The sequence below is a fragment of the Providencia sp. PROV182 genome, assembly GCF_028480325.1.
In the GTDB taxonomy this organism is placed as follows: Bacteria; Pseudomonadota; Gammaproteobacteria; order Enterobacterales; family Enterobacteriaceae; genus Providencia; species Providencia hangzhouensis.
Window position 1 is genome coordinate 1 of sequence record NZ_JAMPOL010000025.1, and the last position, 14,646, is coordinate 14,646.

General features: G+C 43.0%; 15 protein-coding genes. 2 read left to right on the plus strand and 13 right to left on the minus strand.

What is annotated here, in order from left to right:
* Nucleotides 1-78: 78 nt before the first annotated feature.
* From fusA to fkpA, 8 genes are all read right to left on the minus strand, one after another.
* On the minus strand, nucleotides 79-2,205 hold the full coding sequence (gene fusA, locus PR834_RS17360) for an elongation factor G (RefSeq protein ID WP_004262483.1): 2,127 nt from the start codon (nucleotides 2,203-2,205) through the stop codon (nucleotides 79-81).
* An 86-nt stretch (nucleotides 2,206-2,291) separates the two neighbouring features.
* Nucleotides 2,292-2,762 carry a 30S ribosomal protein S7 gene (gene rpsG, locus PR834_RS17365; protein ID WP_004262486.1) on the minus strand — a complete coding sequence of 157 codons (471 nt, stop codon included), beginning with the start codon at nucleotides 2,760-2,762 and terminating at the stop codon, nucleotides 2,292-2,294.
* A 97-nt stretch (nucleotides 2,763-2,859) separates the two neighbouring features.
* Nucleotides 2,860-3,234 (minus strand): 30S ribosomal protein S12, encoded by a 375-nt coding sequence (rpsL, locus tag PR834_RS17370; protein ID WP_004265905.1) that lies wholly within the window; start codon nucleotides 3,232-3,234, stop codon nucleotides 2,860-2,862.
* Between the two features lie 136 nt (nucleotides 3,235-3,370).
* The gene (gene tusB, locus PR834_RS17375; RefSeq protein ID WP_181488831.1) at nucleotides 3,371-3,658 is read right to left on the minus strand and encodes a sulfurtransferase complex subunit TusB; all 288 of its coding nucleotides are present in this window, start codon (nucleotides 3,656-3,658) and stop codon (nucleotides 3,371-3,373) included.
* A 57-nt stretch (nucleotides 3,659-3,715) separates the two neighbouring features.
* Nucleotides 3,716-4,075 (minus strand): sulfurtransferase complex subunit TusC, encoded by a 360-nt coding sequence (gene tusC / locus PR834_RS17380; protein ID WP_004262499.1) that lies wholly within the window; start codon nucleotides 4,073-4,075, stop codon nucleotides 3,716-3,718.
* A 24-nt stretch (nucleotides 4,076-4,099) separates the two neighbouring features.
* Nucleotides 4,100-4,504, minus strand: coding sequence for a sulfurtransferase complex subunit TusD (gene tusD / locus PR834_RS17385; protein ID WP_115166426.1), 405 nt, complete (start codon nucleotides 4,502-4,504; stop codon nucleotides 4,100-4,102).
* A complete protein-coding gene (locus PR834_RS17390; protein WP_004262503.1) occupies nucleotides 4,501-5,205 on the minus strand; it encodes a helix-turn-helix transcriptional regulator in 705 nt (234 codons plus the stop codon). The genes tusD and PR834_RS17390 overlap by 4 nt, the downstream gene beginning before the upstream one ends.
* 297 nt (nucleotides 5,206-5,502) lie before the next feature.
* Nucleotides 5,503-6,246 (minus strand): FKBP-type peptidyl-prolyl cis-trans isomerase, encoded by a 744-nt coding sequence (gene fkpA, locus PR834_RS17395; RefSeq protein WP_004262506.1) that lies wholly within the window; start codon nucleotides 6,244-6,246, stop codon nucleotides 5,503-5,505.
* A gap of 246 nt (nucleotides 6,247-6,492) precedes the next feature.
* Between fkpA and PR834_RS17400 the strand changes: the two genes are divergently transcribed.
* The gene (locus PR834_RS17400; RefSeq protein WP_004262507.1) at nucleotides 6,493-6,714 is read left to right on the plus strand and encodes a SlyX family protein; all 222 of its coding nucleotides are present in this window, start codon (nucleotides 6,493-6,495) and stop codon (nucleotides 6,712-6,714) included.
* An 81-nt stretch (nucleotides 6,715-6,795) separates the two neighbouring features.
* On the opposite strand, the gene slyD is transcribed toward PR834_RS17400, so the two are convergent.
* From slyD to kefG, 4 genes are all read right to left on the minus strand, one after another.
* The gene (gene slyD / locus PR834_RS17405) at nucleotides 6,796-7,401 is read right to left on the minus strand and encodes a peptidylprolyl isomerase (RefSeq protein ID WP_181488835.1); all 606 of its coding nucleotides are present in this window, start codon (nucleotides 7,399-7,401) and stop codon (nucleotides 6,796-6,798) included.
* An 86-nt stretch (nucleotides 7,402-7,487) separates the two neighbouring features.
* Nucleotides 7,488-7,691 carry a YheV family putative zinc ribbon protein gene (locus PR834_RS17410; RefSeq protein WP_004262510.1) on the minus strand — a complete coding sequence of 68 codons (204 nt, stop codon included), beginning with the start codon at nucleotides 7,689-7,691 and terminating at the stop codon, nucleotides 7,488-7,490.
* 9 nt (nucleotides 7,692-7,700) lie between these two features.
* On the minus strand, nucleotides 7,701-9,509 hold the full coding sequence (kefB, locus tag PR834_RS17415) for a glutathione-regulated potassium-efflux system protein KefB (RefSeq protein WP_004262513.1): 1,809 nt from the start codon (nucleotides 9,507-9,509) through the stop codon (nucleotides 7,701-7,703).
* Nucleotides 9,509-10,063, minus strand: a complete 555-nt coding sequence (gene kefG, locus PR834_RS17420) for a glutathione-regulated potassium-efflux system ancillary protein KefG (protein ID WP_196724765.1) — start codon at nucleotides 10,061-10,063, stop codon at nucleotides 9,509-9,511. Before kefG ends, kefB begins: the two co-directional genes overlap by 1 nt.
* 222 nt (nucleotides 10,064-10,285) lie before the next feature.
* Between kefG and PR834_RS17425 the strand changes: the two genes are divergently transcribed.
* Complete coding sequence (locus tag PR834_RS17425; RefSeq protein WP_112307474.1) at nucleotides 10,286-12,220, plus strand: ABC transporter ATP-binding protein; 1,935 nt, start codon at nucleotides 10,286-10,288, stop codon at nucleotides 12,218-12,220.
* An 80-nt stretch (nucleotides 12,221-12,300) separates the two neighbouring features.
* Here the strand turns inward: PR834_RS17425 and adiA are convergent, their stop codons facing one another.
* Nucleotides 12,301-14,568: an arginine decarboxylase gene (gene adiA / locus PR834_RS17430; protein ID WP_262960637.1), complete on the minus strand. Its 2,268-nt coding sequence runs from the start codon at nucleotides 14,566-14,568 to the stop codon at nucleotides 12,301-12,303.
* Nucleotides 14,569-14,646 lie beyond the last annotated feature (78 nt).

Genomic DNA, 14,646 nt, shown 5'->3' on the forward strand with positions numbered 1-14,646 from the left:
CGACTCTATTCCTTATGGAGTTCCCTCTTCACGATAAAGAAGGAACTTAAATTAAAGTAGTTAACCGATAAAAATCGATTATTTAGCGTTACGAGCTTCGATTACAGCTTGTGCAACGTTGTTTGGTGCTTCATTGTACTTCAGGAACTCCATAGAGTATGAAGCACGACCTTGTGTCTGAGAACGCAGGTCAGTAGCATAACCGAACATTTCTGACAATGGTACTTGTGCACGAACGACTTTACCAGTAGGCAGGTCATCCATACCTTCAATCATACCACGACGACGGTTCAGGTCACCAATAACATCACCCATGTAGTCTTCTGGTGTTTCCACTTCAACTTTCATGATTGGCTCAAGCAGAACTGGTTTAGCTTTTTTGAAGCCATCTTTAAACGCGATTGAAGCCGCAAGTTTAAACGCCAATTCAGAGGAGTCAACATCATGGTAAGAACCGAAATGTAAACGAACACCCATGTTAACAACCGGGTAACCAGCTAATGGGCCAGATTTCAGCTGTTCTTGGATACCTTTGTCAACTGCAGGAATGTATTCAGTAGGAATTACACCACCTTTGATGTCGTTGGCAAATTCGTAATCCATTGGAACACCGTCTTTATCGTTTTTGTCCAGAGGGAACATATCGATAACGACATGACCGTACTGACCACGACCACCAGACTGTTTCGCGTGTTTACCTTCGATATCAGTCACTTTCATAGTGATTGCTTCACGGTAAGCAACTTGAGGTTTACCAACGTTCGCTTCAACTTTAAATTCACGACGCATACGGTCAACCAGAACGTCTAAGTGCAGCTCACCCATACCAGCGATGATAGTCTGATTAGTCTCTTCATCACTTGATACGCGGAAAGATGGGTCTTCTTGAGCCAAACGGCCTAATGCGATACCCATTTTTTCTTGGTCAGCTTTAGTTTTCGGTTCGATTGCAACAGAGATTACTGGCTCTGGGAATTCCATACGCTCCAGGATGATTGGTGCATCAACTGCACATAAAGTATCACCTGTAGTTACGTCTTTCAGACCGATAGCAGCCGCGATGTCACCAGCGCGAACTTCTTTAATCTCTTCACGTTTGTTAGCGTGCATCTGTACGATACGGCCAAAACGCTCTTTCTTCGCTTTAACTGCGTTCAGTACTGTGTCACCTGAGTTAACAACACCAGAGTAAACACGGAAGAACGTCAAGTTACCAACGAATGGGTCGGTTGCAATTTTAAATGCTAATGATGAGAATGGCTCATCATCACTTGCGTGACGCTCTGCAGGAGTGTCTTTACCATCGTCCAGAATACCATTAATTGCAGGTACATCTGTTGGCGCAGGTAAGTAATCAACAACTGCATCCAGCATCGCCTGAACACCTTTGTTCTTAAATGCAGAACCACAGGTAACCAGGATAATTTCGCTTGCAAGAACACGTTGACGTAATGCAGCTTTAATTTCTGCTTCAGTCAGTTCTTCACCGCCCAGATATTTTTCCATCAGTTCTTCTGATGCTTCTGCTGCGGTTTCGATCAGGTTGTTGTGCCACTCTTCAGCAGCTTCTTGCATGTTCGCAGGGATATCTTCGTATTCGAAGGTAACGCCCTGGTCTTCATCACTCCACTTGATTGCTTTCATTTTCAGCAAGTCAACAACACCAGTGAACGACTCTTCTGCGCCGACTGGTAATTGCAGTGGAACTGCGTTAGCAGCTAAACGTGATTTTAATTGCTCAACAACACGTAAGAAGTTCGCACCCATACGGTCCATTTTGTTAACGAACGCGATACGTGGAACTTTATATTTGTTAGCCTGACGCCATACAGTTTCAGACTGTGGCTGAACACCACCAACTGCACAGTAAACCATTACTGCGCCATCAAGAACACGCATAGAACGTTCTACTTCGATAGTGAAGTCAACGTGTCCCGGGGTGTCGATGATGTTGATACGGTGTGGCTCATACTGTTTTGCCATACCAGACCAGAATGCAGTAGTCGCTGCAGATGTGATAGTAATACCACGCTCTTGCTCCTGCTCCATCCAGTCCATTGTTGCAGAACCTTCGTGAGTTTCACCAATTTTATGGTTTACACCAGTATAGAACAGAATACGTTCAGAAGTTGTGGTTTTACCGGCGTCGATGTGTGCACTGATACCGATATTACGATAACGTGCTATGGGCGTTTGACGGGCCATTTTTTCCTCTCTCGTGGGCGTTCAATGCTTCATATAAAGGGTAGCAAATGGCTACCCTGAGATACATCACTAATGTGGGTAAGAACTTACCAACGGTAGTGTGCGAACGCCTTGTTAGCTTCTGCCATACGGTGAACGTCTTCACGTTTCTTAACAGCGGAACCTTTGTTCTCAGCAGCGTCTGATAATTCATTTGCCAGGCGAAGCGCCATAGATTTATCACCGCGTTTACGAGCAGCATCAACGATCCAACGCATTGCCAGGGCATTACGACGAACCGGGCGAACTTCAACTGGAACTTGGTAAGTTGAACCACCAACACGGCGGGATTTAACTTCCACAGTCGGACGCACGTTATCTAGTGCTAATTCGAATGCATCAAGTTCAGTTTTACCAGAACGCTGAGCAAGGGTTTCAAGTGCGTTATATACGATTGCTTCAGCAGTAGATTTTTTCCCGTCTACCATCAGGATATTTACAAATTTGGCCAGTAATTCTGATCCGAACTTAGGATCTGGAAGAATTTTACGTTGACCTATTACGCGACGACGTGGCATGGATATGACTCCGTTGTTAATTCAGGTTTGTCCAAAACTCTACGAGAGTATTTTGACATTAAGATTAAAATGTTTGGCCTTACTTAACGGAAATCCATTAAGCCTTAGGTTTTTTCGCGCCGTATTTAGAACGAGCTTGCTTACGGTCTTTAACACCAGAACAGTCCAGTGCGCCGCGAACGGTGTGATAACGCACACCTGGTAAGTCTTTAACACGACCACCACGGATAAGGATAACGGAGTGCTCCTGCAAGTTGTGACCTTCACCACCGATGTAGGAAGAAACTTCGAAACCGTTAGTTAAACGAACACGGCATACTTTACGTAATGCTGAGTTTGGTTTCTTAGGAGTGGTAGTATATACACGAGTACATACGCCACGTTTTTGCGGGCAAGCTTCCAGTGCTGGAACGTTGCTTTTAACAACTTTCGAGCTACGAGATTTGCGTACCAGCTGATTAATAGTTGCCATTATTAAAAAAGCTCCTGGTTTTATTGCTTCGTAAACACGGATTTTGACCCCGTTCGCCAACATGACGATACACGAGGACGCGAAATTTTATTGCTGACTGGCTCAGGTGTCAAGAAATATACAACTTTTAGTGCCTTTATATGGCAAAATGTTGTTTTTGGACTTCTGTTAGCTTCACAAAACCTTGATATGTGATTACAGAAACTGCGGTTGATAGGGTATTTTGCAACCCACGAGCATTGATGTCTACATCCAAAGCGTACAACTGCGCCCCTGTTTTTTGTAGTGCAACAAGATAAGGCGACTGTGCGACTGCCGCAACCACGCCATCTTGCATCAGTAAAACGACATCTTCAGCCGTAATAAAGCCTACCATTGTAGAAAAATCACATTTAAACGGAGATGTTACTAATGTATACAGCATAGAAAAGATCCTACTATAGATCAAAAAACAACCCAAGCTCAAAATTCACACAATAGATTAAAAATTAAGCACCACATCACATTCCGCTATTTTAGCGCTTACCTCTTTCTTGCTAAGAATTGTTGGTGTTAAAACCCATTCACAATGCTCTCCCAGCCCCCGTTCTTGTAGCGAAGAGCCGCAGAGATAAACTTTTTCAATGTCATATAACGGCAATATTTTAAATGTTACGATGTAATCTCGAGCAAGCACTTCAGCGGGATGTTGGTTTGCTAGAAGCTGATAAACGCCATCAGAGAGAAAAAACACCTGAATGTCTTCTGTCAGTGCTGAAGTTGCTAATAATGCATCTAACCCTTCTCGGCCACTGGCATTTCCATGGGGCATGGTTGTAAAGACAAAAGCTATTTTTTTCACACGGTACCTTGTATTGAGCTGTTCTTAGAATTGAATTGTCCGGTCTGTGGTTATCATCGCTTCCGCAAGGCTTCCTAACCCACTCATGATAAAGCCCTCAGCAAGGTTAGCCGTTGGAAGTGATAAACTTTGCGCTTGTTCTTGGTCAACAACCCCCCGACGCAATGCGGCAGAAACACAGATATGCATTTCGCACCCAGATTGTTTTGCCAGTTCCTGCCAAGCTGAAACTAAATTAAATTCATCTGTTGCCGGTGACGTAAGCTGGTTCGCATTAAAAACCCCTTCACGATAAAAAAAGAGTGTTTTCAATATATGCCCTTCTTCAAGAAGGGCTTTTGCAAATTGATACGCACTCGCTGCTTGTTGTGTACCATAAGCAGGGCCTGTCACAACTAAGCAGTAGGTTAACGAATTTGTATTACTCATTCACCGCTCTTGAATTGACGAATGTATAAATAAACGGTGTGTTTAGAAATGTTCAAACGGTCAGCAACTTGGTTAATGGCATCTTTAATATCGAAAATACCTTTTTCATATAGGTTAAGAACTACTTGCTTGTTTTTCGCATTATTTGAGACATTACGATCACCGCCAACTTCTTCAATTGTGTACTCCAATGTTTGTGCGACAAGGTCATCAACTGAAGAGGCAAAGTTTACATCTGAAGTAACTTCTTGCTTAGTTTCTGGAACAAACGATTGAATAATTTCAGAGAACGGCACATCTAAATTCATATTGATACATAATAAGCCAATCACACGTTGCTTGCGGTTACGAATAGCAATAGTAACGGATTTCATTAAATCACCGCTTTTCGCTTTCGTAAAATAAGCCTTCGAGACATTCGATTCTTCGTCTGCCATATCATGCAGCATTCTCAACGCTAAGTCTGTAATCGGTGAGCCGATTTTACGCCCAGTGTGCTGGCCATTTGCGATTCTGACTGCAGAGCAGTTTAGGTCTTCTAAAGAGTGAAGAACAATTTCACAGTGCCCACCGATTAGCATTGCCAGACCATCCACAGCAGCTTCATACGATTTTAAAATCTCATGGTCTGTCTCAGAAAAAGGTTGGTTATCCAATATGTTAATATCGCTGAGGTCGTGTGATTGTATAGAATCAGACATTTCAACATCATCCTTCTAATGTAAAAACTCATCCTGTTGACTAAAAAGGCGTTCATTATTCGACTATTTGGCCTTCATTACTTTGTTTGTAGCCAACAATTGTGATGATAAAAAATAAAATAGAGTCTTCTGAAGTTAAAACTCCACGGCGTTGCCGTCAAGCGAATGAATGCAAGACAGTCTGTTTTATCACAAGTTTTAAACAATTTGAGAGTTTTTTTGATGAGAAATATAAAAAAGCCCAAGGCATGAATGCATTGGGCATCAAAATACACTTAGCTAATGCTTAGTGAGGACTTATTTAGCAGCAGGTTTGATATCTAATAATTCAACATCAAAGACTAATGTTGAATTTGCTGGGATACCCGGCACGCCATTTTCGCCGTAAGCTAATTCAGCTGGGATAACCAACTGCATTTTGCCGCCTTTTTTCAGGTTAACTAAACCTTCAGTCCAGCCTTTAATAACTGAATTTAATGGAATTGTCAGTGGCTCATTACGTGAATATGAGCTATCGAATTCAGTACCGTCAATCAAAGAACCTTTGTAGTGAACCACAACGGTTTCATCTGCTTTAGGTTTCGCCCCTGTACCGTCTTTTTCAATTTTGTACAGTAAGCCTGATTTAGTTTTAACAACGCCTTTTTCTTTCGCGTATTTTTCGCGGTACTCAGCGCCTTTTTTCTCATTATTGGCTGATTCTTCTTTCATTTTTTTGTCGGCAGCTTCTTTGACTTGACCTTCAAACTGACGCAATGTTTCTTCAACTTCTGCATCGGTCATTTTGCTTTTGCCGTTAAATGCATCTTGGACACCAGCGAGTAATTGAGCCTTATCCAAATTAATACCAATTGTTTTTTGTTCTTCTAAAGAATTCTGCATGTAGCGGCCTAAAGACGCACCCAGTGCATACGCATTACGCTCTTCTGCGTTTTTGAATGCGCTGCTTTGTGCTTTGGCTTCCGCTGCCATCACTTGCGGAGCAGCAAAAGTAAATGCTAGCGTAGTTGCTAAAAGGCTTGCCTTAAACAGTGATTTCATCCTAGTCTCCGATAACTTTTATTCGATTATATTCGAATAGCGAACTATTCGTTTTATGGGTAGGGCTCTTTAAGTTTAGACCCCGTTACCCCATTGAGTATTAAAAAAATATAATAACTACTGAGACCACATTAACAAAAAGTCGTTTCGTCGCCTATATCTTTAACTAAAACTTATCTATTGATTTGTAATGTTCAGTTATTATGATGGTTTAATTACGATATAAACGCTTAAGGAGAGTCGAATATGGACTCATCTGATACATTTGAACAACGCTTAGAACTTTTAGAAAGTAAAGTTGCCTTTCAAGAACTGGCGATTGAACAACTAAACCAGGTTATTACTGACCAACAAATGCAAATGAGCCGTCTGCAGGAACATTTACGCATTGTAGCTGAAAGGCTGAAATCATCCCAAGATTCTCACTTAGCAAGGCCTGAAGAAGAAACGCCGCCACCACATTATTAATTTAAAATGCGAACCTATTGATTTTAAATGAAAAAAAGGAAGCTTTCGCTTCCTTTTTTTTACAAACACTAATACGAGGTATTAGTGGCAGCCGCAGCCGCCTTGTTTGTGACCGTGTCCGTGACCTTCACCGCCACCGCAGCAACCGCCTTCTGAACCGTGGTTATGACCGCCACCGCCACAGCAACCACCTTCATGGTCGTGGTCATGGTCGTGACCACCTGCACCATGGACGTGGCCATGTGCGATTTCTTCTTCTGTTGCTTCACGGATAGCCATGATTTCAACATTAAATTTCAGGTTTTGACCTGCTAACATGTGGTTACCGTCAACGATAACTTCATCACCTTCGATACCTGTAATTTCAACAGGAACTGGGCCCATGTCAGTGTCAGCTAAGAAACGCATGCCGACTTCTAGCTCATCAACGCCCATAAATACATCTTTAGGAACACGTTGAACTAAGTTGTCATCGTATTGGCCATATGCATCGTCTGAAGCGACTTCAACATCGAAGTTTTCGCCGACAGAGCGACCTTCTAATGCTTTTTCTAAACCTGAAATTAAAGACCCACGACCATGCAAATAGTCCATTGGCGCGCTTGCTGGCGACTCATCAACTAAAACACCGTCTTCTGTTCTTACTTGATAAGCCAAGCTGACCACCAAGTCTTTTGCTACTTTCATGACATCTCCTACTACCCGTAAGGGAAAAATTTTTGCCAATTGTACCGAAAAACTATAGTGATGTATTGAGAATTGACAAATTTCTATTATTCAGGTGTAAAAATTCCAATAACCTGCTCTTTTTGCCTAACATGTCCCGTTGCTTCATCCCCTGCTTGGCGTTGCTGATCGCCACAATTGACACACTCGACAACATCAATTTTATCTTCACGCCACATCATTAATGTGTCTTGTGACTTGCACTTAGGGCACGTCGCCCCGGCAATAAAGCGTTTACGTGTTGAAGCCATTTCTAACCCTTATTGTTCATTATTCCAGCTATGAGGCTGCCGATGTTCTCTTTGCATTTCTTTCTCAAAGAGTTCATTCAGTTCACGACGTGCCTCTTTAATGCGTGAAATTTGCCCGCTATCACTATTTTCATTCTCTGGGTAAATATCTCTAAGCATTTTCATGTCTAAACGGCGGAAATGCTGCTTCGCGCGATAAGCTTTATGAGGATGCATCCCTGTGCTAACAAGCGCTTTGCTTCCTAATTCAAGTGCGCTCGAGAATGTTTCACGGCTAAAATCAGTCACTCCACTTTGTAATAGCTCATGGGCCTCAAGGCGACCTTTAGCACGTGCAATAATATGTAAGTTAGGGAAATTTTCTTGGCAAATTTGCACAATTTCCATCACTTCTTCAGGCACATCACTGGTGATGACGATAGATTTTGCTTTATCGGCTCCTGCTGAGCGCAATAATTGCAGTTCACGTGCATCACCGTAATAGACCGTATAGCCGTAGCGGCGCATGGTACTAATCGCCGTAACATCTTGTTCTAGTACTGTAATTTTAACCTTATTCGCCATTAATAAACGGCCAACCACCTGCCCCATGCGACCAAAACCGACCAAAATAACATGTGGGTCATTGTCTTCTACAAATGGTTTTTCACTCGAGGCTGGTTGTTGATTATAACGGTAGTTTAAATAGGCATCTATCAACTGCATCACAAGTGGAGTAGTCATCATCGAAAGTGTGACAACTACCAGTAATAAGTCCATCTGCCGTTCATTTATCACACTTGCACCAAAAGCAGTTGCATAGATCACAAAAGCAAATTCACCACCTTGGCTAAGCACCCCGGAAAATTGAGCTCTTGCTCCATTTCGAAGCCTAGCGGCTAAACTCAGTCCGTAAAGCACTAACGCTTTGACTGCGACTAATACCGCAACAGCAATCAATACTTGTGGTAAATAAGCCCACAACACATCTAAATTCAATGACATACCTACTGAGATAAAAAATAGCCCCAGTAGCAGACCTTTAAACGGTTCGATATTAATTTCCAGCTCATGGCGGAACTCTGTTTCCGCTAACATGACCCCTGCCATAAAGGTTCCCAGAGCCATAGAAAACCCAAGGCTTTCCATAATGAGTGCAGAACCTAATACCACCAACAGCGCTGCAGCCGTAAAAATTTCATGAACGCCAGATTTAGCGGCAAGCCTGAACATCGGCCGTAATAAATAGCGGCCAACTACCCATAAACCTGCGAACGCCACAATCTTCAAACCAATCTTTTGCCAATCACTGGTTGCTGAGTCCCCAGCTAGCAACGGGATCAGTGCCATGATTGGGATCACGGCCATATCTTGGAAAAGTAAAACAGAAAAACCAAGTTGCCCGCTTTCTTTGTTGGACATCCCTTTTTCGTTCATCAACTGAAGTGCCATTGCCGTTGATGACATCGCCATTCCTAATCCACCAACAATGGCAGCTTGCCAAGAAAATTTGGCTAAAAACAACAGTGACGCCATGATAGCCGCAGTGACAACCACTTGAAGCGTACCTACACCGAAAATCGAGCGCCTAAGCTCCCATAATTTAGAAGGTTTTAGCTCTAACCCGATGAGAAACATCAGGAACACCACTCCCATTTCGGAGAAGTGCAAAATATCATCAACATTACGAATAAAGCCAAAAACAAATGGCCCAATCATGATCCCGGCAAGCAAATACCCCAGTACAGCACCTAAGCGGATTTTTTGTGCAATAGGTACCATGACTACCCCTGCGCAGAGGAAGATGATAACGGATTCAAATAGCCCTAGTTCTGACATTAGGATAACCCTCCCGCACCTAGCGGCTGTTGCATCCATTGGCGGTAGTCATCGATAATCTGTTCAAATCGTTCTTTAGGCTGCCGACGTGCTGCATAAATAATGGTTGGTTCCAACCACTGCATATCACACATTAATGCGGTCAATTCAAATGGGCGAAGTATTTCTGTAAGTGGATAATGGTTATATCCATCATATTGGTAAGCGTGAATAGGCTCGCCTGTGGTAATCACAGAACGCCAGTATTTGCCTTTTAATTTTTGGTACCCTACATCGGTCGCAAAACGGCGAGTTAACACGCGGTCAAACCACTCTTTCAACAACGCAGGGCAACTATATGTATAGAGAGGATGTTGAAAAATAATGATATCGTGCTGGCACAGTAATTTTTGTTCCGCGGTTACATCAATAAAATAATCTGGATAAATTGCGTATAAATCGTGTACAGTCACATGGTCAAAATCACGCACTGCCTCCAATAACGCCTTATTAGCCATCGATTCGTCGGGGTCCGGGTGAGCGTAGACCACCAGCACTTTCGGTGTATTTGACATCTTTCCCTCCTCAAAGGCGTGTCAGACGGAACATTTTCCGTTACCATGCAGCCTGCTATACTCGTCATACTTCACGTTGCTGTGTTGTTGACTACGCGCATTCGCACTAGTCACCTACTTAATTAGGCTCCTAGCGACTCATGTGCTTGTCGCCTAACAGCACCGTAAATTATTTAGAGTATATACGTTGATAATCTAACATATTTTTAATAGACGGTTGCTATGATTGTTTTCTCTTCACTCCAAATTCGCCGAGGTGTTCGTGTCCTACTGGACAATGCCACTGCGACTATTAACCCCGGCCAAAAAGTTGGTTTAGTGGGTAAAAACGGCTGCGGTAAATCGACGCTTCTTGCGTTATTAAAAGGCGAATTACAAGCTGAAGCAGGTTCTGCAACCTTTCCAAGCAATTGGTCCATGGCATGGGTGAACCAAGAAACCCCTGCCCTTGATGTGCCCGCTCTTGAATATGTGATTGATGGTGATCGCGAGTTCCGAGCTTTAGAGCAAAAACTTCAACAAGCCAATGAAAAAAATGACGGCCATGCCATCGCTGTGGTTCATGGGCAACTTGATGCCATTGATGCATGGACCATCCGCTCCCGTGCAGCCAGTTTGCTACATGGTTTAGGTTTCAGCCAAGCGCAATTAAACTCTCCAGTAAAATCATTTTCTGGTGGATGGCGGATGCGTTTGAACTTAGCACAAGCCTTGTTATGTCGTTCAGATTTATTGCTACTTGATGAACCAACCAACCACCTTGATTTAGATGCAGTGATTTGGTTAGAAAAATGGTTAAAAAGCTACCAAGGCACCCTGATTTTGATTTCCCATGATAGGGATTTCCTCGACCCGATTATTGATAAAGTGCTGCATATCGAACAAGAAACCATGTTCGAATACACGGGCAACTACTCTTCATTTGAACGTCAGCGCGCAACAAAACTGGCTCAGCAGCAAGCACTATATGAAAGCCAGCAGGCTAAAGCTGCACACTTGCAAAGTTATATTGACCGTTTTAGAGTGCAAGCCACCAAAGCTAAACAAGCACAAAGCCGTATTAAGATGCTTGAAAGAATGGAAATGGTTGCCCCAGCTCATGTGGATAACCCATTCCATTTTTCATTCCGTAAACCAGAAAGCTTACCGAATCCATTATTAAAAATGGAAAAAGTCAGCGCAGGCTATGGTGAAAAAGTCATCTTACAATCCATCAAGCTGAACTTAGTACCAGGCTCACGTATTGGATTATTAGGCCGAAATGGTGCAGGTAAATCCACATTAATTAAGATGTTAGCGGGCGATTTGCCACCGTTACAGGGGGAAATTTCCCTCGCAAAAGGGATTAAACTCGGTTATTTCGCCCAGCACCAATTAGAGTACTTGCACCCTGAAGAATCGCCTCTACAGCATCTAGTTCGCCTTGCGCCTGAACAAACTGAGCAACAATTACGTGACTATTTAGGGGGCTTCGGTTTTAAAGGCGACCAAGTTACTGACCCAAGCGGCCGTTTTTCTGGTGGGGAAAAAGCGCGCTTAGTACTCGCGTTAATTGTTTGGCAACGCCCTAATTTACTGTTGCTCGATGAACCAACCAACCACTTGGACTTAGATATGCGGCAAGCACTTACTGAAGCCTTAATGGCCTTCGAAGGTGCTTTAGTTGTCGTTTCCCATGATAGGCATTTACTGCGCACCACTACCGATGAACTGTATTTGGTCCACGGCGGTTCTGTAGAGCAATTTGATGGTGATTTAGAAGATTACCAACAATGGCTGGCAGAGCAAAATAAGCTCGAATTACAGCAAGCGCGTGATCAACAAGAAAAAGACAAGCCAGCAGCCGCTGCAACGGTGACGGCACAAGATAGAAAAGACCAAAAACGTCGTGAAGCGGAGTTCCGCCAACTGACTCAACCGATCCGCAAAAAAATCACGGAATTGGAAAAGCAAATGGATAAGCACTCGAATGCCCTAAATGAGCTAGAAGCAAAACTTTCTGATGCCACCATTTACGAACAAGATAAAAAAGCCGAATTGACGGAATGTTTGAAAAAACAAACTGAACACAAAGCAGCGCTTGAAGATGTGGAAATGGAGTGGATGGAATTGCAAGAGCAGTTAGAAACCATGACTAGTGAGTTTGAATTAAATTAATTCGTTATAAAACATCACAATCCATTAAAATCACGAAAAGCTATCTTTTGATAGCTTTTCGTTTTTATCATTACTGAATCTTATTCTTTCACACACATCACATAATACTGGCCATCAATAATTTCAGTACCTTCGGTTTCATGTTCAAAACCCGGAAATTCTCTATCCCACGCTTGAAGACTATGCAAATAGCCGATATGCGGGCTATTTTTATCGCCAAAACTTTCACCTGATAACAACATAGGAATACCCGGTGGATAGGGAATAATCGAGTTAGCGGCAATACGTCCGGCTAGTTTATCTAAAGGAATCGCCTCAACGCGGTTAGCAACAATTTCTTGATAGGCATCGCGTGGGCTCATCATCACGGCGGGGAGTTGCTCATAAGCCTGATTTAACTGGCCACCTGGGTTATTTTTTTGTAGATACACAAACATTTTATTGCCTAAATCACGTAGCCCCATCTCGCCATAGATCTCAGGAGACGCTTCAACCACTTCAGGTAATACTTTTTTCAGTGCCGTATTGTTGTCATAATGGCGCTTAAACGACAGCAACGCATTGACCAGGGTTCCCCATTTTCCTTTTGTGATCCCCATAGAAAACAAGAACATAATTTGGAAATCAGTCGTGCGGGTTGGTACAATACCATAGTGGTTTAACCATGCCGTGACTAACGCGGCTGGGACGCCGCTATCCAGTAATTTACCGTCATCTCCCATTCCCGGCGACAAAATACTCACCTTAATCGGGTCAAGCATCGCCCAATTTTCAGGGATATCTTTAAAACCATGCCATTTATCTTCAGGGTTCATCACCCAGCAGCTTTGCTCTTTCATCAACAGCTCAACAGGCGCATCTTCAAAAGCATAGCGTTTGCCTGTTGCTGGGTCTTTCACCATTTCTTGATTCCATGGTTTGAAAAACCACTCATCGTCATTGATAAATTCTTTGTATAGGTAGCCCAGTGATTGACGGAAGTCGATAGCTTCACGGATGACTTCATCAGTGAGTGAACGCCCACTATTACCGTCCATCATGTCTGCGGCAATATCATTTGAGGCACAAATTGCATATAGCGGCGAAGTAGTCGCATGCATATGATAGGCTTGGTTAAAACGATTAAAATCAATCGCATTACGGCCATTTCGAATGTGGATAAATGAAGCTTGTGAAAGTGCATTCAATAATTTGTGCGTAGAGTGAGTTGCAAAAACGGTGGGCTCATCGTCTTTTCTAGGGTCATCACGCATCGCAAAGTGGTCGCGATAGATAGGGTTAAAGCGTGCGTAGCCGTACCATGCCTCATCAAAATGGATTCTATCCAATGATTCATCCAGCAAATCCTGTACTTTACGTGCGTGATAGCACACGCCATCGTAAGTACAGTTGGTTACGACGCTATATGCAGGACGTTTGCCTATTTTATCCGAAGTTAATGGATTTTTAGCGATTTTTTCAGTAATCGCTTCGGGTGTCATTTCTTGAGGATAAATCGGGCCAATGATGCCATAACGATTACGGCTTGGTGTCATATAAACCGGTTTTGCCCCTGTTAAGATCAAACCTTGCTCAATAGATTTGTGGCAGTTACGGTCAATCACAACAACATCATTATCTGTCATACAAGCTTGCATAATCGTTCGGTTCGAACCCGATGTTCCCACAACCACGGAGTAAGATTGGTCAGCACCAAATATACGCGCAGCATTCCTTTCACACTCACCAAATGCGCCGGTATGGTCTAACAGTGAACCCACAGCAACCCGCTCAATACCGATATCCGTCCGAAATAAGTTTTCACCAAAGAAATCATGATAAATGCGACCTGCGGGAGTTTTGGTGAACCCAACACCACCTTGATGCCCCGGTGCTGCCCATGAATATTCATGTACATCACTGTATTTAATCAAACTTTTCATCAAAGGGGGCAGTAAATTGGCGCGGTAGCGGATGATCGCGGCAAGGACACGACCTGCAATAAAATCTGCGGAGTCTTCTAAAATCCATGCAAATTCATCGACTTGTTCCATCATTTTGCGGTCGAATGCCGTCAAAGCTTCTTCACGATCACTTAATAAAAATACGGGGACATCTTCTTGCCTACGGTGAAGTTGGGTAATTAACTGATGTGCCTGAGTTTGTTCTTGCTTGTCTGACATATCACGGCCATATAACAAGCAGTCAATGCTGGTATTTGACCGAATGTATGCCATTCCATCTTCAAAATTACGAATGATCACGGTTTCTACGTGCTCATCGTTAAGTTCACTGGCGAGTCTTGCTACGGCATGGCTAATAACGGAGTCGTCATCAGTTAATTCCGTATAAACTATGAGTGCTCTCATCAATAACTCCCTTTTAACTTTTTAAAATCAAAATACTTATAATATTAGTCTTAACGTAAATAAGGTTTTATTGCAAAG